Origin of the sequence: Roseateles noduli, from assembly GCF_050626985.1 — a bacterium.
GTDB classification, from domain to species: Bacteria; Pseudomonadota; Gammaproteobacteria; order Burkholderiales; family Burkholderiaceae_C; genus Roseateles; species Roseateles noduli_A.
In genome coordinates this window covers 3,311,877-3,331,300 of the sequence record NZ_CP192463.1, presented here as the reverse complement: position 1 = coordinate 3,331,300, position 19,424 = coordinate 3,311,877, and the positions used below count along the sequence as shown (strand labels likewise).

Below are 19,424 nucleotides of genomic sequence, written 5' to 3'. Positions count from 1 at the left end.
GTCAGATCACCTCGAGTTCGGCGTTCAAGGCGCCGGCGCTCTTCATCGCCTGGAGGATCGCCAGCAGATCCTGCGGGGTGGCGCCCAGGGTGTTCAGGGCCTTGACGACGTCGTTCAGGCGCGCGCCGGCCGGCAGCTGGATCAGCGAGCCGGGCTCCTGCTTGATCGAGATGTCGGTCTTCTGCGTGACCGTGGTCTGGCCGCCGGACAGCGCGTTGGGCTGGCTGACCTGCGGCGTGCTGGAGATGGTCACCGCCAGGTTGCCGTGCGCGACCGCGCAGGGCTGCAGCGTGACGGCCTGGTTCATGACGACCGAGCCGGTGCGGGCATTGATGACGATGCGGGCGGACGGGATCTCCTGGTCGAAGCTCAGGTTCTCCATGTCGGCCAGGAAGGCGACGCGCGCGTCCGGCGCCAGCGGCGCGCGGACCTTCACGACGCGGCCGTCCAGCGCCATCGCCGTGCCTTCGCCCTTGAACTTGTTGATGGCCTTGGCGACGGCGCGCGCGGTGCCGAAGTCGGAGGCGTTCAGGTCCAGCTGCAGCCACTCGTTCTGCTGCAGCGGCGTGGGCACGCTGCGCTCGACCAATGCGCCGCCGGGGATGCGGCCGGCGCTCAGGTGGTTGATCTGGACCTTGGAACCGCCCGCGGACGCGCCGGCGCCGCCGACGACCATGTTGCCCTGGGCGATCGCGTAGACCTGGCCGTCGGCGCCGCGCAGCGGCGTGGCGATCAGCGTGCCGCCGCGCAGGCTCTTGGCGTTGCCCATCGACGAGACGACGACGTCCAGCGGCTGGCCGGGCTGCGCGAACGGGGGGAGCGAGGTGGTGATCATCACCGCCGCGACGTTGCGCGGCTGCATGGTCACGCCCGGCGGGAGCAGCACGCCGAACTGCTGCAGCATCGCGGTGATGCTCTGGCCCGTGAACGGGGCCTGCGTGGTCTGGTCGCCGGTGCCGTCCAGGCCCACGACGAGGCCGTAGCCGGTCAGCGGGTTGGAGCGGACGCCCTGCACCGCGGCGACTTCCTTGATGCGCGTCGCCTCGGCCGGCGTCGCGATCGCGAGCAGGGCCATCAGCGCGAGCAGGCCGGAGGCCAGCAGGCGAGGGGAGCGGGAGAAGAAGCGGGGGAGGGTGTTGGGGTACATCTCGGTCACACGGTTGCAGACTCGTGTGACCGATTGTGGGGAAACTTAAATGGGCGAAAGGTTCAAGAAGAAGCGGGATAGCCAGCCAATTCCATGCGCGTCGGCGACGGCGCCGCGACCGCGCTGCTCGACCCGGACGTTGGCGATCGCCGTCGAGGCGACGATGTTCCCCTGGCGGATCGACTGCGGGTCGACCTGGCCGTAGAAGCGCAGCACGTCCACGTTGGCGTTCACGCCGACCTGCTTCTCGCCCGAGATCAGCAGGTGCCCGTTGGGCAGCACGCCGGTGACGACGGCGGTGATGGTGCCGGAGAAGTCGTTGGTGTTCTCGTTCGTGCCCTTGCCGGTGCTCTTGTTGGACGAGGAGCCCGTCAGCTCGGCCCGGCCGCCGCCGAAGGAGTTGGCGGCGATGCCGGGGATCGCGCTGACGCTGGCGCCGATGGCGCCGTTCTTGTCGAGTTCGGAACTCGACTTCTGCGTCGCGCTGACCTTCTCGGTGATCGTGACGGTGACGATGTCGCCGACCAGGCGGGCGCGGTGATCCTCGAACAGCGGCCGGTAGTTCGCGTTCTGGTAGATCGCGCCGTTGTTGGCGGAGGCCGGGATCGGCTCCGGCATCTTCACCACCGGCGCGGGCTGCATGTCCACGCGCGGCTGCGGGTACATCGTCGAGCAGGCGGTGAGAACCAGCACGGTGGCGCAGGCACTGAGCCGCATCGCCGATCGGGCGAGGCTGGACGTGGGCAACAGGGGCGAGGACGGGAACGAATGCATGAACAACTCCTGGATTCGCGGCGTGTCGGGACGCCGGCCGTGGCACCGGGTGGGTGCACCGCGCGGGGCCGGCGGGATCTGGACGACGGGACCCTCATCGTCGCCCGGGCGATGCGCGCCCGATCGACCGAAGTGAGCCCGTCAGTCCGGTCAGATCTGCGACAGCTTCTGGAGCATCTGGTCGGTGGTCTGGATCGCCTTCGAGTTCATTTCGTAGGCGCGCTGGGTCTGGATCATCTGGACCAGTTCCTCGACGACGTTGACGTTCGAGGTTTCGACGAAGCCCTGCTGCACGGTGCCCAGGCTGTTCTGGCCGGGCGCGCCGGTCTGCGGCGTGCCGGAGGCGACCGTCTCGGCGTACAGGTTGCCGCCCAGCGACTCAAGCCCCGGCGGGTTGATGAAGTTCGCCAGCTGCAGCTGGCCCAGCGTCGTCGGCGTGGCGCTGGCGGCGGTGGTGACGCTCACCGTGCCGTCGGCGCCGATGGTCAGCGACTTGGCGTCGGCCGGGACGATGATCCCGGGCAGCACCGTGTTGCCGTTGTTGGTGACGACCTGGCCGTTGGCGTCCAGCTGGAAGCTGCCGTCGCGGGTGTAGGCGGTGGTGCCGTCGGGCATCTGCACCTGGAAGAAGCCGTTGCCCTTGACGGCGACGTCCAGGTAGTTGGACGTCTGCGTCAGGCTGCCCTGCGAGTGGCTGCGCGAGGTGGCGACCGCGCGCGAACCCAGGCCGACCTGCATGCCGGTGGGCAGCGTGGTCTGCTCGGTGTTGTTGGCGCCGGGCTGGCGCAGCGTCTGGTACATCAGGTCTTCGAAGACCGCATGCGACTTCTTGAAGCCGTTGGTCGAGACGTTGGCCAGGTTGTGGGAAATCACGTCCAGCTGGGTCTGCTGGCTTTCCATGCCGGTCTTGGCGGTCCAGAGCGAACGAAGCATTGAAGTCTCCTGAATCCTGTGGCTAGCGGTTCCGTGCTGCGAACTGTGCGCAGTCGGATCAGCTGTCGGACAGCAGCTTGGAGGCTGCCTGGCCGTGGGTCTGGGCGATCGAGAGCATCTTCATCTGCTGCTCGAACTGGCGGGCGGCGGCGATCATGCCGACCATGGTCTCGACCGGGCTCACGTTGGAGCCCTCGAGGGCGCCCGACTGGAGGCGGGCGGCGGGATCGGCGGGCAGCGGATCGCCGCCTTCGGCGATGAACAGGCCGTCGTCGCGGCGCGTGAAGCGGCCGTCCTCGGTGACCAGCTTGATCCGGCCGATGTTGACCGGACGCTGTCCGTCGGCCTTGGCGACGACGGTGCCGTCGTCGCCGATCGAGATCGTCGAGTTGGGCGGCACGGTGATCGGACCGCCGTCGCCCAGCACCTGCAGGCCGTTGCGCATGCGCAGCACGCCGTCCTGGTCGACGTCCATCGAGCCGGCGCGGGTGTAGGCCTCGGTGCCGTCCAGCGCCTGCACGGCCATCCAGGACTTGCCCTTCATGGCGACGTCCAGGTTGCGGTCGGTCGTCGTGATCGGGCCGGCGGTCAGGTCGTGGCCGGTGGTCGTCTCCAGCGCGAACGCGCGGGTGGACGAGCCGTCGCCGCGGATCGGCACCGCGCGGAACGCCTGCAGCTCGGCGCGGAAGCCGTTGCTGTTGGCGTTGGCGAGGTTGTTGGAAAGCACGTCCTGGCGCGACATCGCCGCCTGGGCGCCGCTCATCGACAGGTAGATCATGCGGTCCATCGGAACTCCTCAGCGATCGGCAACGGGATGGGTCAGGACGCCGGTGCCTGCATCAACGCAGGTTGACCAGCGTCTGCAGGACCTGGTCCTGCGTCTTGATGGTCTGCGAGTTGGCCTGGTAGACGCGCTGCGCGGTCATCATGTTCACCAGCTCGGAGGTCAGGTCGACGTTGGATTCCTCCAGCGCGCCGGGGGTCAGCGAGCCGAGGTTGCCGTCGCCCGGCACGCCGACGACCGGATCGCCCGACGAATTCGTGCGCGCCCAGACGTTGCCGCCCAGCGGCTGCAGGCCTTGCGGGTTACGAAAGTTGGCCAGCTCGACCTGGCCGGCCGGCTTCGATTCACCGTTCGAATAACGGGCGGTGACGATGCCGTTGTCTTCCAGCTTGATGCCGACCAGCTGGCCCGGCGCGTAGCCGTTCTGGTTCAGGTCGGTGACGGCGAAGTTGGAGCCGTTCTCGGTGGCGGAGCGCAGGTCGAAGCTGATGCCCTGCACCGACGGATCGGACGGGTCGGCCGGCGGCGCCGGGATCGGCAGCGTCGGCGCGCCTTGCGAGTTCGTGCCGGCGGGGATCTTCAGGTTCAGGAACTCGCTCGGGCCGGGCGAGACGGGCTTGCCGCCGGTGGGCAGGAAGGTCATCTGCGTGAACGGCGTCAGCGGGTTGCCCTTGGCGGTGCCGTCGTCGGTCTCGATCGGGTTGCCCGCCGAGTCGAACTGCACGGCGCTGCCGTTGGCCGTCAGGTAGACGTTCCACACGGTGTTGCCGTTGGCGTCGTCGTTGTTGGCGCGCTGGAAGTACATGGTCAGCGCGGTGGGCTGGCCCTTGGCGTCGTACACCGTCATCGACGTCGCGTTGTTGTACGAGGTCGGGTCGTTCAGCGTGATGCCGGTCTTGTCGATCTTGGGCGAGTTCGGGTCGGCCGGATCGGTCAGGTCGTAGGCGGCGGTCGGGCCGGCGCGGGAGTCCAGGTTGAACTCCATCTTGATGTCGCTCGTCACCTTGGGATCGATGCCGCCGGTGGGCAGCTTCAGGCCTTGCGCCAGACCGGGCTGGATCACGCCGTTGGCGTCGGCGGGATACCCCATCAGCTTGAGCTGATCGTTGTTGACGATGTTGCCTTCCTTGTCGACCTTGAACTGGCCGTTGCGGGTGTACACCGTCGGGCTCTTGCCGTCGGACACCTGGAAGAAGCCGGCGCCGTTGATCGCCAGGTCCATCGGGTTCTCGGTGATCGAGATGTTGCCCTGCGTGAACTGCTGGGCCACCGTCTGGACCTGCACGCCGATGCCGACGTCGCTGGTGCCGGCGCCGTTGAGCGAAGCCGCGTACATGTCGGCGAACTCGGCCCGCGACGACTTGGCGCCGTAGGTCTGGGAGTTGGCGATGTTGTTGCCGATGACTTCCAGGTTCTTGCTGGAAGCGTTCAGTCCGGAGAGGCCTTGTTGGAAGCTCATGGTCGTGTCCTTGGGCGATTCAGGCGCGAATCTGCGGGGTCAAGCGGGGGGCGGGGCTGAGGGCGGAAATGCTGGGATCAGCCCAGCGAACGGACCTTGTCGTAATCGACCAGGCCGGAATTCTTCAGTTCGAGCTGCAGCGTGGCGCCGCTCGTATTCACCGCGCGCACCGTGTCGCGGGTGAGGGTGGTCGCGGTGACCGGCGCGCTGGCATTGGTCGCCGTGACGCGGAAGCTCAGGTTGGTGGTCTCGGTCGCCTTGGACGCGTCCCAGGTGTAGGACTGCATGCCGGCCTTCATCTTGCCGAGGTCCTGCGTGGAGATCACCTCGCCGGCGCCGTTGAGGATTTCCAGCTTGACGGCGTCGGCGGCGCCGCCGAGGTCGAAGCTCATCGTGGATTTCCCGTCGGCGACGCTGATCTTGTTGCCGGGGACGGTGACGTCGCGGCCGACCAGGCTCACGCTCTGCAGCGCCTGCATCTGGCCGAACTGGCTGCCCAGGGCCTGGATGCTGCTGTTGAGCGTGCTGACGCCGGTGACGGTCTGGATCTGCGCCATCTGCGTCGTCACGGCGGCGTTGTCCATCGGGTTCATCGGGTCCTGGTTCTGCAGCTGCGCGACCAGCAGCTTCAGGAAGCGGTCCGAGGTTTCCTGCGCGCTCGTGCCGGTGGCGCTCGCGGCGGCCGTGTTCGAGGCGGCGCCGGTCTTCGTGTTGGCGTTCAGGGCGGTGAAGTCCATGATGGGCGTTCCGTTCGGTTATTCGGGAGGAGCGGGCGATCAGCCCTGGCCCATCTGCAGGGTCTTGAGCAGCAGCGACTTGGCGGTGCCCATGACCTCGAGGTTGTTCTGGTACGAGCGGGAGGCGGAGATCATGTTGACCATCTCCTCCACGCTGTTGACGTTGCTGTACGTGACGTAGCCGTCGGCGTCGGCCAGCTGGTGGCTGGGATCGTGGATGCGGCGGCCGGGGGTCTGGTTCTCCTGGACGCCCACCACCTGCACGCCGACGTCGGTCTGGTCCGTGCCGTTCTGGGCCAGCACGCTCTGGAAGACGACCTGGCGCGCCTTGTAGGCCTGGCCGTCCGGGCCGGCGACGGTGTCCGCGTTGGCCATGTTGCTGGCGACCGCGTTCAGGCGCTGGCTCTGCGCGCTCACCGCGCTGCCGCTGATGTGGAAGATGCTGAACATCGACATGACGGGCTCCTTGCTTCAGCGCTCGATCAGGACGCGTTCGGCGACTTCATCGCATCCAGCATGGTGCGGATGGAGCCGTTCAGGAATCGCAGCGAGGCCTCGTACTTCACCGTGTTGTCGGCGAAGCTGGCGCGCTCGCGGTCCATGTCGACCGTGTTGCTGTCCATGCTGGTCATCGAACTCAGGCTGCTCTGCAACGCGGCCTGCGTGCGCTGGGTCAGGGTCTGGTTGGAATCCGAGGGATTGGCCGCCGGGGAGGTCGCCGCGCGCAGCGCCTTGGCGAAGTCCATGTCCTTGGACTGGTAGCCCGGGGTGTCGGCGTTGGCGATGTTGCTGGCCAGCAGACGCTGACGCTCCGCCCGCAGGGTCAGCGCCTGGGACTGGAAGCTCATCGCGTCGGTCAGTTTGTTCAGCATCTCGTTTCTCCTTCGGACGGGGCGGGGGCATCGGGACGCGGCCCGTTGGCTGTCACCCGGTTTTGTCACGTTCGAGCATTGTGTTCAGCAGGTCCGAAAACATGAGCGCGATAAGACGGGTGATCCCGGCGCATTTCGAAGCCATCGGCGAGCCCCGGATCCGTACAGTTCCGACCCATGCCGCAAAGCTGCCACTCCACCCATGCCCGCCACGCGCAGGCGCTGCCCGCCCTGCTGGCGGGCGCGCTGATGTCCGTGTGGCTGATGTTCGGGCTCGTGGACGAGGCCGATGCGCAGCCCGCGGCGCCCGTGCAGGTCGCGGTGGCGCCCAACATTTCGATTAGCGAACCGGGGGGCTCAGGCCTCGGCGCGCTGGACGCGACGCTGGAAGACCGCCTGCAGACGCTGGCGATGGCCGGCGCCCGCCAGGTGGCGCCCAACCAGGCCCGCGTGGAGATCGAGATCGGCAAGCTGGACCCGCGACTGCGCCTGGCGCCGTGCGCGCAGATCCAGCCCTACCTGCCGCCCGGCACCAGAATGTGGGGCCGCAGCCGCCTGGGCCTGCGCTGCGTGGCCGGCGTGACCAAATGGAACGTGACGCTGCCGCTGACCATCAAGGTCTACGGTCAGGCCTTCGTCGCGGCGGCGGACCTGCCGACCGGCACGCTGCTGACTCAAGAACATCTCCGGCTGGCCGAAGTAGATATTGCCGGTGAGGCCGGCGCCATCTATACCCAACCGGATGGCTGGCTCGGGCGTCATCTGGCCAAACCCGTCGCGGCCGGTCAGGCACTGCGATCCGTGGACCTGAAGCTGCGCCAATGGGTGCAGCCGGGCGACCGGGTGCAGGTCATGGCGACCGGCGACGGTTATGCGATCGCCGGCGAAGGCCAGGCGATGGGCGTCGGGCTGGAAGGCCAGGATGTCCGTGTACGTTTCGACAATGGCCGCATGGCCACCGGGCGTACGATCGGTGAACGACGGGTGGAGGTGGTACTGTGATGCCCTTCACCGAGAGATCTGTCTAATTTGTGAAGCTCGCCCCTCAAGTTCCGTCCAGGCAGGTCGATAAACCCGCTAATGGAAGGGATCCGGAAGTCCTCGGGCCCATGGAGAATTGCCATGAAGATCGGTAACAACGCTGACATCAACGCCTACTCGAAAGTCGGCGGCACCGCTGCCGGCGCGACCGAGGGCGGAGCCAAGACCGCCAAGGGCGGCGCCGCGGCCCCCTCGAACGAGGGGTCCAAGGTCGAGCTGTCGAGCACCGCGAGCAGCCTGATCTCGGGCACCGGCACGGACGACGGCAGCTTCGACGCGGAGAAGGTCGCCCGCATCGCCAGTGCGATCGAGAAGGGCGAGTTCAAGATCAACGCCGACGCGATCGCCGACAAGCTGATCGCCAACGCGTCCGAGATGCTGGGCCGCACCCAGCAGTCGCACTGAACCGCTCCGTCGAAAGACGCCGAGCTGTAGCGAGCCAAGACCCCAGCCTTTCCGGTGACGCCCATGACCGCCACGCCTCTGACCACGACCCCCGTCGACCTGGAGCAGCCGCTCCAGGACGTCGAAAGCTGCCTGAACCTGCTGGGCGACGCGCTGCATCGACGCGACTCGCAGGCGATCGAGCTGCACGCGGCGTCGTTGCACGCGGCGCTGGCACGCGCGATCGAACAGTTCAGCGCGGCCGCTCGTACCGGCACCGTGCCGCAAGGCTTGCGCACCCGCCTGATGCAGGCCGGTGGCCGTGTGGCCGCGCAGCGTGAGTCGCTGGCCCGCGCCACCGCGGCGCTGGACCGCGCCATCGACGTGCTGATGCCTGGCGAACCCAGCGGCCTGTACGGCGCTTCCGGCAAGAGCGAGCGCAAGTCGGGACTGGGTGGAGCGATCCAGGCTTGAGCCCGGTTCCTCTCGAATGACGAAGGCCACGCCGTGCGTGGCCTTTTTGCTTTTGGGGAACTCGCGTGCGGAGGTCGGTGCGCTGGCCGCCAGTGCAGGGGGCCTTGGCGGCAGGCGCCAAAACCGCCAGCACAGCCGTCCCCAACCATTCGCGTCCTTCGACGGATTTGCGACCGAGGACCTTGGGCGAGGAGGGGGAGGTGTGGGGCGGTCAGGTCGGCGTGCGCGTCGCCTTGCGACGCAAGCAGTCGAGGTAGACGTGGCCGTCCGGCGGCAGCCCGCTGCGCTGTGAGGTCCAGATCATCTCGCCCAGGCACTCCATCGCCTCGTGGTGGGCGTCGTGGAGCGACTGGCGGCGGGCCGCCAGCAGGTCCAGCGCCTGGCGCACGCCGGTCGGCTGGTCGATCTGGTGCTGCTCCATCAGGCTGAGGTGCATGGACAGGTGCAGGAACGGGTTCGTGCGACCGTCCTCGACCGTGTAGACCGCCGCGAGCGCGGCGTCTTCATCGGCGAGTTCGTCGTGGTACTCCGGGTGCTGCTCGATCCAGTCCGAGGCGATCGCCTCCATCGGCGTCAGCGGCAGCTTGTCGCGGTACTTGCGGAAGGTCTGGCAGAAGAAGCGCCGGACTTCGAGTTGGGATGGGGCAAACATAAGCGCGTGATTGTCGCCGCCCGCGTCAGGCCTTGTCGGGTTGGGGATGCTCGGACGAAGGCACCGGCGCCGCGCCCGGGGCGGCACCCGGCGCCAGGTGCGGCTCCTGCCAGGGATTGCGGGCCTTGCCTTCCGCCAGGGCCTTGCGTTCCGCCGCCAGCCGCTCCTCCAACTGTTCCCGACCGCGCTTGGACATTGCGATCAAGGTGTCGAGGTCGCCGCGGTGCGGGCGCAGTTCCTCGGTCTGCTCGACGGTATGCCGCCGGAAGCGCCACGCCATCTGCCGCGCCGCGTGCGGCTCCCAACCGAGCTGCTGCAGCACGCTGCGCGCGCTCATGAGCGCGGAGTCCAGCGTCTCGCGCTCGATCAGCTCGACGCCCAGTTCGCGCAGCGCGTAGTAGTGCTGGACGTTGCGCGCCCGCGCGACGATCGTCAGGTGCGGGAAGTGCTGCCGGGCGATCTCGGCAATCTTGACGCTGTGGTTGAAGTCGTCGACGGCCAGCACCAGCACCTGCGCATGCTGGGCGCCGGCGGTGCGCAGCAGTTCCAGCCGCGTCGCGTCGCCCCAGAACACCCGCCAGCCGAAGCGCCGCAGCGATTCGACGGTGTCGGCGTCGTGGTCCAGCACCGTCGCCGGGATGCCGTTGGCGAAGAGCATCCGCCCGACGATCTGCCCGTAGCGACCGAAGCCCGCGATGATCACTGTCGACTCCTGCTGTTCGGTGAGCTCGTGCGGGGACTTGCGCTCGATCTGGCCGGCGCGCCGCTGCGCCCAGGCCAGCAGTGCCGGCGTCAGCGCCAGCGACAGCGCGACGGCCGCCACCAGCACCGAGCGCTGCCCCGCGTCGAGCAGCGTGGCCTGTTCCGCGAGCTGGAAGACGACGAAACCGAACTCGCCGCCCTGCGCCAGCAGGATGACGAAGACCGCGCGCTCCGGCCTGGGCAGGCCCATCGCGCGGCCCAGCACCGCCAGCACCAGGCCTTTGCACAGCCACAGCGCGGCCAGCAGGCCGAGCACCGCGAACGGCTTCTGCCACAGCACCGTCAGGTCCAGGCCCATGCCCACGGCGATGAAGAACATCCCGAGCAACAGGCCCTTGAACGGCTCCAGGTCGGCCTCGAGGGCACGGCGATATTCGCTTTCGGCGAGCAGCACGCCCGCCGCGAAGGCGCCCAGCGCCATCGACAGCCCGACCTTCTGCATCAGCATCGCCGCGGCCAGCACCAGCAGCAGCGAGGCGGCGGTGAAGATCTCCGGCGTGCCGCTGCGCGCGATCCAGCGCAGCAGCGGTCGCAACAGCAGCCGGCCGCCGAGCACGATCAGCACCAGCGCGCCCAATGCCAGCCAGATCCGCCCGCCGGAGTGCCCCGCGGCGGGCCGCCCCTGGCTCGCGAGGATGGGCACCAGCGCCAGCACCGGGATCGCGGCGATGTCCTGCAGCAGCGCGACGCTGATGACGCTCTGTCCGGCGCGCGTGTTGCCGAGGTTCTTCTCGCTGAGGGTGGCCAGCGCGACCGCCGTCGACGACATCGCCAGTCCCAGCGCCGCGATGACGGCGGCATGCCAGTCGGCGTCGAGGAAGAAGGACGGGATCAGCAGCAGCGCCGCGCAGCCCAGCATCTGCGCCGAGCCCCAGCCGAAGATCGGCCGGCGCATCGCCCACAGCCGCTTGGGCTCGAGTTCCAGGCCGACCAGGAACATCATCAGCACGACGCCGAATTCACCGACCTCCAGGACGGTCGCCGGTTGGCTGATCAACCCCAGCACCTGCGGGCCGAGCAGCACGCCCGCCACCAGGTAGCCCAGGATCGAGCCCAGCTTCAGCCCGCGCGCCAGGGGCACCGCGAGCACCGCCGCGGCCAGCAGGACGAGCGGCGTCAGCAGCCAGTTGCCATGGGCGCCATGCGCCGCGGCTTCCGTCGCGGTCACGGCGGCGGAGGCGGCGGTCATCGCGGCGGACGCCGCGGACATCGGGGTGGAGATGTCCATCAGACCGGCGCTCCTTCCTCGCGCACCGGGCGCTCGTCGTCGGGGACCGTCTCCTGCGCGGGGTCGGGCTGGTGTTCGCACCAGGCGGGCAGGGCGCGCAGCCCCTCGACGAAGGCCTGCGCATGGGCCTGGACCTGCTCGGCCGGCGCCTTCTGCGCGCCGTGCAGGATCAGCGGCGGCAGGAAGCGCATGCCGCACAGCGCGGCCGTCTGCGCATAGGGCAGCAGGAAGTCGCCGACCGGATGGCGGTTGTAGCCCTCCGCGCTGTAGGAGTGCTCGCTCCCCCCGGCCGACGTCACCAGCCACAGCTCCTTGCCGTGCAGCGCGTGACCGGTCTGGCCGTAGGCGAAGCCCACGCTCAGCACCTCGTCCACCCACAGCTTCATCAGCGCGGGCATGCCGTACCAGTGCAGCGGATGCAGCCAGACCAGCATCTCCGCGTCGCGCAGCGCCTCCTGCTCGGCATGCGTGTCGATGGCGTAGTCCGGATACAGCGCGTAGAGGTCGCGCACGCGGACGTTGGGCAGCCCGTGTGCGGCGGACAGCATCGCGCGCGTGACGCGGGAATGGGCCAGGTCAGGATGCGCGGCCAGGATGAGGATCGGCGGCGCGCCAGGGGCGGAGGAGGGCGAGGTGGGGGGGGTCGGGGCGGACGGGCTCATGGAACCGGAGTATCCGGCACCTCCGCCGCCGCCGGGCCTCCCCGGAGGGAGACCCGGCCGGGCTCGTCACGGCGTTGCGGACACCGTCGCAGAGGATGCTGCAGAGGGCGCTGCAGGGAACGCCGCCAGGGGCGCCTCGGACCCCTCCTGGATCCAGACCGTGCCGCCTCGGCGCTCGGGCCATGCGCCGCCAGGCAGGAGGCGGACCTCGATGCTCGCCGGCGCGTGGCCCGCGGCGACCAGGGCATCGCGGACGGCGATCAGGCGGCGATAGGTGGCTTGGCGAGCAGTGGTCTGTTCGAGGTCGGTGGCGGCGGCGATCTGGATCGTCCGGTCCCGCCGCTCGGCCGTCATCCAGCGTGCCAGCGTCGCATTCGCCGCCTCATCCAAGCCCAGCGCGCCAGTCGCAAAGCTGAGCTGCAGACGCCAGCCGCCTGCGGGCAGCGCAGCCTGCGCGATGCGGACCGGCGCTGCCTCGACCGCAGACGCGGAGGACGACCGGACGTGCAGCGCGAGCGTCGGCAAGCCGGGTGGATCGTTCTCCAGCGCGGACGCGGTGGTACCGCGTGGTGCTGGCGATCCGCCTTCGTGTACGGCGGCCTCGCGCATGTCGATCTCGCGCGTTGCTGGCCGGATTGGCATTGCGGACGTCTGCGGAGCCCGCGGAGCCGGCGCGACGAGCGCCGGTTCGACAAGGGCAGACTCGACCAGGGCCGGCTCGACGAGGGCCGGATCGACGGGAGCGGACGTCACGGCCACGGGAGGCGGCTCGCGGACCCGCGTGGGGCTCGCGATCTGCAATCCGGTGGCCAGCAGGCCGCCACAGAAGATCGACACCACGAACAGCAGGTTCAGCACCACGTTGATCAACGCGTCGACGTAACCGGGCCAGAAGTCGATGGCGTCCGAGCGCTCAGCGTGCATGGCGTTCTCCTTCGATCGCGGACGGGACCGCCTCGATCACGACGGTTCGCGCGCCGGGTTCGGCGGCGGATGGATCGGCCGGCGCGCCGGCCTCGTCCAGCGCGAACTGGATGCGGCCTGCCGCGATGTCCAGGTCCAGCAGTGCGTTGCGCACCGCCATGAGTCGGATGTAGGCGGCGCGGCGGGTGGTGCCCGGCGCGTCGATGGGCACGACGGCGGTGAGCCGCACACCTCGCTCCGCAGGCAGCGAGGACAACGCGGTCCGCAGCGATGCGCGGACCTCGTCGTCCAGCGCATGGGCGTCCTCGTCGAAGGTCAAGGCGATGCGCCCGACGGTCGTGGACGGGTGCCGCGCGTGATGGCTGGTTGGACCCGGCTCGCGATGGCTGCGCGGACCGGGTGGCGGCGATGGCGCCGCCGCTGACACGGTGGGCCAGTCCCGGCGCGGCGGCTCCGGCACTCGCACCGGCACCGGCGCTGGCACCGGCACCGGCACGGGCGCGCCGGCATCGACGAGCTCGGGCGGCGCAGCCGCCAACGGCGACTGGCTGGCCGGATCGTCGTCGCGGTCGGCCGGGCGCCGTTCATGCATGGCCGCCTGGCTCACGAGGAACAGGTTGCCGCCCAGGATGGCGATCACCAGCAGCAGGGTGATCGCCAGCCCGGCGACGGCGGCGACGTAGCCCGGCCACACATTGGGGCTTCTGGAGGACGCTCGCATGATGGACGCTCAGAGGACGGTGCCGTTGCTGATCAGGGTCTGCACGTCGGTCGTGGCCAGCGTGACGCCGCTCAGGTAGATCTGCTGCAGCACGTGGCCCGGCCCGTCACCGTCCACGTCGATGACGATCAGTGCGCCGGACGTGCCCGCATCCGCGCCCGCCACGCCGGCGGGTGCCGCCGCGTTGTTGAAGACCTTGATCCACGCCGAGAGGTCGTCGGCGGGGCCTGCGCGGCCCTCCAGCATCGGCAGCAGGGACAACCGATCCTGGTTGCCGTCACTGGCGCCGAAATCGCGGATCACGTCGATGGCGCCGGTGGTGCCCGCGTCGCCGCGGTGCCAGGCGAAGAGGTCGCTGTCCGTGCCCGCGGCCGCTGAACCGCCGCGGCCGTACAGGATGTCGTTGCCACGACCGCCGATGATCACGTCGTCCCCGTTGCCGGCCATGATGGCGTCGTCGCCGGCACCGCCGTCGATGGTGTCGTTGCCGACGCCCATGCGTTGGGTGAACAGGCGGTTCTCGCCATTGCTGCCGCCGGGGCCGTCCAGGAAGGCGGCGCGCGCACCGGCGATGGCGCTGTCCGCCGAGCCGGTGTTGTCGTACTGGTGCAGCGCGGCGTCCTGGGCGCCGTCGAACTCGGCGGTGTACTGGGTGCTGCCTCCTCCAACGCTGGCGCCGCCGCCGCCGGTGATGAAACTGCCCCGGGTGGTACCGGCGCCGCCGCCCAGCGCCACGCCGAGCGTATTGGGTTGACCGTTGACGACCGAGCCCTCCTGGGTCCCGCCGTCGCCGGCGCCAACGCCGCCGAGGCCACCGACACCGGCGGTGTAGTAGCTTCGGCCATTGCCGCCGCCACCGCCGCCGCCATACCCGCCGGCACCCGCGGTGCTGGTGGTATCGCTGCCGGAGAAACCGTCCCCGAAGAGGACGTCATTGCCGTCTCCTCCCGAGATCACGTCGTTCGCGCCGCCCGCCTGACCTCCGCGTTGCGGGAATCCCGCGTATTGAGACGCTCCCGCGCCCCCGCCCGAACCATCGCCGAAGATCAGATCGCCCTGGCTGGTGCCGAGCAGTTGGTCCGCCTGCGCGGAGCCGGCTTGTGCGGTGAAGGTCGGATCGGTGTTGTTGTTGGATCCCGCGTGGCCGTAGCCGGACCCGTCGCCATAGGCGACGATCCCGCCGCCGTCGTGGTGGATGCCGAAGTTGAGCGAGCCGCTCGCCGTGTCGGTCGTCGCGCCGGGCTTGGACACGTCGAAGTCCGCGGATGCGAAGACACCGCCGGATTGCAGCGACGCGTTGTCCTGGCTGTAGGCGATGCCGACATGACCGTCCATCACCTGTTGCAAGGAGACGCTGCCACCGCTGGCCAGCGTGACGCCGTCGACGCTGAGGGTGACGTTGGTCGTCTGCCCGAAGGTGATCAGCACCTCCGCGGGCGCGGGGTCGGACAGGCCCAGGTGCTCGGCCGTCAGGCGCTCGCCCCCCAGCGGCGTGTTGGGCAGCAGGCCGTCGTTCGCATCGGTGTTGGCCAGCGCACGCCCGTCGAGCTCGAGGGGCCGGGCCGCCACGAAGGTCGGCAGCGAGTGATTGACCGTCAGCGTGTATGGCGTGGTCGCGCTCACGTTGCCGGCAGGATCGTGGGCGGTGATGCCCAGCGCGTGCACGCCTTCGTGCAGCGAGACCTGGACCTCCGTCGTGGAACCCGTCAGCGCGCCGGTGGCCACCAGCTCGCCCGCGTCCATCACACCGTTGCCGTTCCTGTCGTCGAAGAGGTCGAAGCGGGCGCCGGCGGCCCCCGTGATCTCCAGCGCGACCGATTCCAGCGTGGTCACCTGGTCGCCAGCCGTCCCCGTGTCGCTGCCGACCGCGAGCTGCACGGTGGGCGCCGCGGGCGCCTGCTGATCCAGCGTGATGGCGAGGTCAGCCCCGGCGGCGCTCTTTCGCCCGAGCGAGTCCACGGTGTAGGCGTGGAGGTGGTTGACCCCGTCGATGAGCTGCACGGCCCCGCTGCCGTGCGCATCCCGTGCGGACAGGACGATCGAGCCTGCGGACTCGCCGACATCCTCCTTGCCGTTCTGGTTGAAGTCGTTGAAGAGCTTCACCGTCGTGCCCGCCGTGCCGTCCACCTCGATCGACACGGTGCGCTTGTTGGTGAGGAGGTCGCTGCTGCTGTCGCCGGTATCGTCCGCCGCCGCGAGGCCCAGCGTGGGGGCGATCGGAGCGGACGCCGCGACCGAGAGGGTCTGGATCGCCGACACGCTGCGGTTGCCCGCGACGTCGGTCGCCAGGACGCGCAGCTCGTAGCTGCCGTCGGCCAGCGCGACGGCGCTGGCGATCTCGTCGCGAGCGCCGATCTGCAGGTGATCGGCGATCAGCGTCCGCTCGCCCGCGTCGATCTGGCCGTTGCTGTTCAGATCCTCGAAGACGCTCACGCGGCTGCCCTTGTCGGCGGTGATCTCGAACAGCGGTGTCGCCGACGTCGATACCGGCACGCCATTCAGGGTCGTGCTGTCGGGCCCGCCCAGTTCCGGCTTGCCCACGGCCGGCGCGGTCCGGTCGATGACGACCGTCCGCGGCGCGGAGACGTTGCCGGACAAGCCGTTGACGTCCTGCTGATAGGCCCGCAGCACATGGCTCCCCTCCGCGAGACTGAAGACCAGGGCGGCCTGGGCCTCCCCGTCCCGCACGGGCGCCGACGCCAGCAGCTCGCCGTCGTCCTGCCTGCCATTGCCGTTCAGGTCGTCGAACAGGTAGACGGTGTTGCCCGCATCACCGCTCACCTGCGCATGCAGTGTCGAGCGGCTGGTGATCAGGTCGTCGGCGCGGTCGCCGGTGTCGTCCGCCGGCGCCAGCGTCCATGACGACGTGGCGATCGGCTTGCTGAGGATGCCGATGGTCTGGATGTCGGAGACGCTTCGATTGCCCGCGGCATCGGTCGTGATGACGCGCAGGTCGTGGCGGCCTCCGCTCAGGCTGATGTCGCTGTCGACCTCGTCCTGGCCGCCGAGCTGCGTGTGCTCGGCCAGGGTCTGTTCGTCCGCGCCCTGCACGCCGTCGCCGTTCAGGTCTTCGAAGACGAGCACGCGGGCGCCTTTCTCCGCGGTGAGCTCGAAGGTCGGCATCGCGTTCAGCGACACCGGCAGGCCGTTGACGGTCAACTGCTCCGAGCCGCCCAAGGCCAGCGTCGCCTGAGCGGGGGCGGTCTTGTCGACCACCACGATCTGCGGCGTCGACAGGTCGCTGGTGAAGCCGTTGTCGTCCTGCTGATAGGCCATCAGCGCGTGGCGACCCTCGGCCAGGCTCGCCGGCAGCGACACCGGCGTTCCCGCCTGAGCGGACGCCGGTCCCTGTCCGATCAGTTCGCCGTCATCCAACTGGCCGTTGCCGTTGAGATCGTCGAACAAGAACACGGTGTTGCCTGGCTCGCCGCTGACCTGCAGATGCAGCAGGGACTTGCTCGTGATGCCGTCCGAATCCTTGGCGCCGCTGTCTTCCTGAGGCAGCAGGCCGACCCGGGGCGCCGGCGGCGGCGTGGTCGCCACGCCGATGGTCTGGAGGTCCGAGACGCTGCGATTGCCCGCGGCATCGGTGCTGAGGATGCGCAGCGGATGCATGCCGTCGCCCAGCGCGACGGCGCTCTCGACGGTGTCCATGGACCCGGTCTGGAGGTGGGTGAGCAGCGTCGGCTCATCGTCGTTCTGCACGCCGTCGCCGTTGCGATCCTCGAAGACGGACACCTGGCTGCCCTTTTCCGCCGTGATCGAGAAGCTCGGATGCGCCACCAGCGAGAACGGCATGCCGCCGCGCGTGACCTGGTCCGGACCGGCCAGCTGCAGCCTGGCGCCGACCGGCGCGCTGTTGTCGACGACCACGGTGAACGGCGCGGAACTGGCACCCGTCAGGCCGTCGGCATCCTGCTGATACGCCAGCAGGGCGTGACGTCCCTCCTGCAGGGTGATCGCCAGCGTCGCCTCCCTGGCGCCGGGCGGGATCAACGCTTCACCCATTGCCTCGCCGTCGTCCGGCCTGCCGTTGTCATTCAGGTCCTCGAACAGATGGACGGTATTGCCCACGCTGCCGGAGAGAGAGACATGGAGGAGCGAGGACTGGGTGATGCCGTCGTCCGCTCGGACCCCTGTGTCGTCGGCCGCGTCCACGCGCACGCCGACCACGGGAAGGACGGTCCCCACCGCGATGGGATGGGGTTGATCCGCGACGGGAAGGGCGATGGCGAGCGCATTGCCGTCGGCATCCACCAGCTTGTCGAGATCATCCGCGGTCACGCCGACGACGCTGATCGTGCCCGAAGCCGCATAGTCGGTCGGCTGCACCGCGTACTCGAACACCAGCCGGCCGTCGGCCGTCGTGGCCGTGTAGGCGGCCTGGACCGTGTGGCCGCCGAGGTCGAGGCCCAGGGTCGGCGATCCGACGACGAGCATCGATTCATCCGTCGACAGCGTGACACGGACCTTGTCGCCGGACACCAGCTTGCCGGTCTTGTCGTCGCCATGGCTGTCGACGCCGGTCAGCGTGACACTGCGCATCACCGGCGCGATCGTGTCGCCGCTCGCGCCGAGGGCCTTGTTCAACGCGACGCGCAGGTCGTCCGTGCGACTCGTCCCGGGCAGGGCGTTGAACGCCAGGGCCAACTGCGCGGACAGCGGGGGCTGGTCCGGTGCGCCGGCCTTCCACTGGTAGTCCGTTCCCGAGGTGTCGATCAGGCCCAGCAGTCGCGACATCGCGGCCTCGTCGCCGCCATCGGTCGACGCGGCACCGGACAACAGCGCCAGCACGCGTCCGTAGTCGTTCGAATGGCTGCTGACGCTGCCGTCCTGAAGGATCACGGGGCTGGCGGCGCTGGCCGTGATGTCGGAATCGCCCAGGCCGAGCAATCGGGGCAGGGCCGTGTTGGCGTGCGTCACGGCGGCGCTGTCGGCCGGGAGCTTGCCATCGGTCGGCGCCAGCACCCGCACCGCGAGCTCGGTGACGGCGGTGACGTTGACCTGCAACTGGGTCTCGTTCCCGCGCACCGCCGCGGCCCTCAGCGGCGAGGCCAGGTCCTTGCCGGCGTGCGTGGCCACGTCCACGTAATCGACGTTGCCGCCCGTGCTGAAGACCGTCACCAGCAAGGGACCGGCGTAGGCGCCGTTCAGGCCGTTGATCTGGTAGCGCCCGTTCGCATCCACCGTGGACGCGCCGAGCACGCGACCGCTGGTGTCGCGGACTTCGACGCGCAGGTCGTTGCTCGGCAGCACCGGCCCGGCCGTGATCGTCCCGAAGACCGAGAACGGATCGGCCGTCGCGCCGGCCGGCGCTGACGCGGCCGAGGCCATCGACGCGGTCGAGCTCGAGCTCCCGCCATGACCTTTCGACGATCCCATGGCGACGGCGAGCAGCGCGCCGCCCGCGGCGACGATGCTGGCCAAGGGGCCCCAGCGCTCGGAGAAGCCCTTCGGTTCCGGTGCGGACAGGGCGCCGAGCTTGCCGCCGAGCTTGCCGCCGAGCGGGTCGGTCGTCCCCGTGGCCTCCGCGACCGGCGACGGCCCGCCGTTGAGCCAGACCGCGGCATCGTCGGGTGGCGGCGTGCTGACGGCCACCGACGCCAGATCGCCGATCTCCATCCGGCCGGCCTGGCGCAGCAAGGCGCTGCCGGCGACCTCGGTGTCGTCGAACTGGAGGGTGAACTCGGGATCCATCATGGCGCGGATCGCGCCGTCGGGGACCACGGCCGTCTTGCCGGACTTCAGGACGATCACCAGGTCGGTGTCCATCAGCCGGATGTTGTGGATGTCGGCGAGCGAGGCCTGGACCTTGATGACGGTCTTCTTGCCGGGGGTGGCAGCGGGAGTGGGGGAAGTGTTAGCCATTG

The 19,424-nt window shown here is 69.5% G+C and carries 17 protein-coding genes; 3 read left to right on the top strand and 14 right to left on the bottom strand.

What is annotated here, in order from left to right:
• Position 1: 1 nt before the first annotated feature.
• The 8 genes from ACQ4L4_RS14515 to flgB all read right to left on the bottom strand — a co-directional run bounded on the left by ACQ4L4_RS14515 (position 2) and on the right by flgB (position 6,706).
• A complete protein-coding gene (locus ACQ4L4_RS14515) occupies positions 2-1,147 on the bottom strand; it encodes a flagellar basal body P-ring protein FlgI (RefSeq protein WP_377161404.1) in 1,146 nt (381 codons plus the stop codon).
• Positions 1,148-1,192: 45 nt separating this feature from the next.
• Positions 1,193-1,921, bottom strand: a complete 729-nt coding sequence (locus ACQ4L4_RS14510; RefSeq protein ID WP_377161406.1) for a flagellar basal body L-ring protein FlgH — start codon at positions 1,919-1,921, stop codon at positions 1,193-1,195.
• A gap of 150 nt (positions 1,922-2,071) precedes the next feature.
• On the bottom strand, positions 2,072-2,854 hold the full coding sequence (flgG, locus tag ACQ4L4_RS14505; RefSeq protein ID WP_377161408.1) for a flagellar basal-body rod protein FlgG: 783 nt from the start codon (positions 2,852-2,854) through the stop codon (positions 2,072-2,074).
• Between the two features lie 58 nt (positions 2,855-2,912).
• A complete protein-coding gene (gene flgF, locus ACQ4L4_RS14500) occupies positions 2,913-3,641 on the bottom strand; it encodes a flagellar basal-body rod protein FlgF (protein WP_431099665.1) in 729 nt (242 codons plus the stop codon).
• Positions 3,642-3,693: 52 nt separating this feature from the next.
• Positions 3,694-5,097 (bottom strand): flagellar hook protein FlgE, encoded by a 1,404-nt coding sequence (gene flgE / locus ACQ4L4_RS14495; RefSeq protein WP_431099664.1) that lies wholly within the window; start codon positions 5,095-5,097, stop codon positions 3,694-3,696.
• A 77-nt stretch (positions 5,098-5,174) separates the two neighbouring features.
• Entirely contained in the window at positions 5,175-5,834 is a 660-nt protein-coding gene (locus ACQ4L4_RS14490) for a flagellar hook assembly protein FlgD (protein ID WP_377161414.1), read from the bottom strand.
• 39 nt (positions 5,835-5,873) lie between these two features.
• A complete protein-coding gene (gene flgC, locus ACQ4L4_RS14485) occupies positions 5,874-6,290 on the bottom strand; it encodes a flagellar basal body rod protein FlgC (protein ID WP_067276020.1) in 417 nt (138 codons plus the stop codon).
• 26 nt (positions 6,291-6,316) lie between these two features.
• Positions 6,317-6,706 carry a flagellar basal body rod protein FlgB gene (flgB, locus tag ACQ4L4_RS14480; RefSeq protein WP_377161416.1) on the bottom strand — a complete coding sequence of 130 codons (390 nt, stop codon included), beginning with the start codon at positions 6,704-6,706 and terminating at the stop codon, positions 6,317-6,319.
• Between the two features lie 177 nt (positions 6,707-6,883).
• Between flgB and flgA the strand changes: the two genes are divergently transcribed.
• The 3 genes from flgA to ACQ4L4_RS14465 all read left to right on the top strand — a co-directional run bounded on the left by flgA (position 6,884) and on the right by ACQ4L4_RS14465 (position 8,605).
• Positions 6,884-7,708 (top strand): flagellar basal body P-ring formation chaperone FlgA, encoded by an 825-nt coding sequence (gene flgA, locus ACQ4L4_RS14475; RefSeq protein WP_431099663.1) that lies wholly within the window; start codon positions 6,884-6,886, stop codon positions 7,706-7,708.
• Positions 7,709-7,828: 120 nt separating this feature from the next.
• Positions 7,829-8,152, top strand: a complete 324-nt coding sequence (gene flgM, locus ACQ4L4_RS14470; RefSeq protein WP_377161421.1) for a flagellar biosynthesis anti-sigma factor FlgM — start codon at positions 7,829-7,831, stop codon at positions 8,150-8,152.
• A 63-nt stretch (positions 8,153-8,215) separates the two neighbouring features.
• Complete coding sequence (locus tag ACQ4L4_RS14465; protein ID WP_297526466.1) at positions 8,216-8,605, top strand: hypothetical protein; 390 nt, start codon at positions 8,216-8,218, stop codon at positions 8,603-8,605.
• Positions 8,606-8,816: 211 nt separating this feature from the next.
• Here the strand turns inward: ACQ4L4_RS14465 and ACQ4L4_RS14460 are convergent, their stop codons facing one another.
• The 6 genes from ACQ4L4_RS14460 to ACQ4L4_RS14435 all read right to left on the bottom strand — a co-directional run bounded on the left by ACQ4L4_RS14460 (position 8,817) and on the right by ACQ4L4_RS14435 (position 19,422).
• Entirely contained in the window at positions 8,817-9,257 is a 441-nt protein-coding gene (locus tag ACQ4L4_RS14460; RefSeq protein WP_377161425.1) for a DUF1841 family protein, read from the bottom strand.
• Positions 9,258-9,282: 25 nt separating this feature from the next.
• Entirely contained in the window at positions 9,283-11,247 is a 1,965-nt protein-coding gene (kefC, locus tag ACQ4L4_RS14455) for a glutathione-regulated potassium-efflux system protein KefC (protein ID WP_431099662.1), read from the bottom strand.
• Positions 11,247-11,909 (bottom strand): NAD(P)H-dependent oxidoreductase, encoded by a 663-nt coding sequence (locus ACQ4L4_RS14450; RefSeq protein ID WP_431099661.1) that lies wholly within the window; start codon positions 11,907-11,909, stop codon positions 11,247-11,249. Before ACQ4L4_RS14450 ends, kefC begins: the two co-directional genes overlap by 1 nt.
• A 66-nt stretch (positions 11,910-11,975) precedes the next feature.
• A complete protein-coding gene (locus ACQ4L4_RS14445) occupies positions 11,976-12,833 on the bottom strand; it encodes a hypothetical protein (protein WP_431099660.1) in 858 nt (285 codons plus the stop codon).
• Positions 12,823-13,554, bottom strand: coding sequence for a hypothetical protein (locus tag ACQ4L4_RS14440; RefSeq protein ID WP_431099658.1), 732 nt, complete (start codon positions 13,552-13,554; stop codon positions 12,823-12,825). Before ACQ4L4_RS14440 ends, ACQ4L4_RS14445 begins: the two co-directional genes overlap by 11 nt.
• Before the next feature lie 9 nt (positions 13,555-13,563).
• Complete coding sequence (locus ACQ4L4_RS14435) at positions 13,564-19,422, bottom strand: Ig-like domain-containing protein (protein WP_431104837.1); 5,859 nt, start codon at positions 19,420-19,422, stop codon at positions 13,564-13,566.
• Positions 19,423-19,424 lie beyond the last annotated feature (2 nt).

Bases quoted from the DNA above. Each gene is read 5' to 3' on its own strand.
- ACQ4L4_RS14515 (WP_377161404.1), bottom strand. From the start codon at position 1,147: ATGTACCCCAACACCCTCCCCCGCTTCTTCTCCCGCTCCCCTCGCCTG.
- ACQ4L4_RS14510 (WP_377161406.1), bottom strand. From the start codon at position 1,921: ATGCATTCGTTCCCGTCCTCGCCCCTGTTGCCCACGTCCAGCCTCGCC.
- flgG (WP_377161408.1), bottom strand. From the start codon at position 2,854: ATGCTTCGTTCGCTCTGGACCGCCAAGACCGGCATGGAAAGCCAGCAG.
- flgF (WP_431099665.1), bottom strand. From the start codon at position 3,641: ATGGACCGCATGATCTACCTGTCGATGAGCGGCGCCCAGGCGGCGATG.
- flgE (WP_431099664.1), bottom strand. From the start codon at position 5,097: ATGAGCTTCCAACAAGGCCTCTCCGGACTGAACGCTTCCAGCAAGAAC.
- ACQ4L4_RS14490 (WP_377161414.1), bottom strand. From the start codon at position 5,834: ATGGACTTCACCGCCCTGAACGCCAACACGAAGACCGGCGCCGCCTCG.
- flgC (WP_067276020.1), bottom strand. From the start codon at position 6,290: ATGTCGATGTTCAGCATCTTCCACATCAGCGGCAGCGCGGTGAGCGCG.
- flgB (WP_377161416.1), bottom strand. From the start codon at position 6,706: ATGCTGAACAAACTGACCGACGCGATGAGCTTCCAGTCCCAGGCGCTG.
- flgA (WP_431099663.1), top strand. From the start codon at position 6,884: ATGCCGCAAAGCTGCCACTCCACCCATGCCCGCCACGCGCAGGCGCTG.
- flgM (WP_377161421.1), top strand. From the start codon at position 7,829: ATGAAGATCGGTAACAACGCTGACATCAACGCCTACTCGAAAGTCGGC.
- ACQ4L4_RS14465 (WP_297526466.1), top strand. From the start codon at position 8,216: ATGACCGCCACGCCTCTGACCACGACCCCCGTCGACCTGGAGCAGCCG.
- ACQ4L4_RS14460 (WP_377161425.1), bottom strand. From the start codon at position 9,257: ATGTTTGCCCCATCCCAACTCGAAGTCCGGCGCTTCTTCTGCCAGACC.
- kefC (WP_431099662.1), bottom strand. From the start codon at position 11,247: ATGGACATCTCCACCCCGATGTCCGCGGCGTCCGCCGCGATGACCGCC.
- ACQ4L4_RS14450 (WP_431099661.1), bottom strand. From the start codon at position 11,909: ATGAGCCCGTCCGCCCCGACCCCCCCCACCTCGCCCTCCTCCGCCCCT.
- ACQ4L4_RS14445 (WP_431099660.1), bottom strand. From the start codon at position 12,833: ATGCACGCTGAGCGCTCGGACGCCATCGACTTCTGGCCCGGTTACGTC.
- ACQ4L4_RS14440 (WP_431099658.1), bottom strand. From the start codon at position 13,554: ATGCGAGCGTCCTCCAGAAGCCCCAATGTGTGGCCGGGCTACGTCGCC.
- ACQ4L4_RS14435 (WP_431104837.1), bottom strand. From the start codon at position 19,422: ATGGCTAACACTTCCCCCACTCCCGCTGCCACCCCCGGCAAGAAGACC.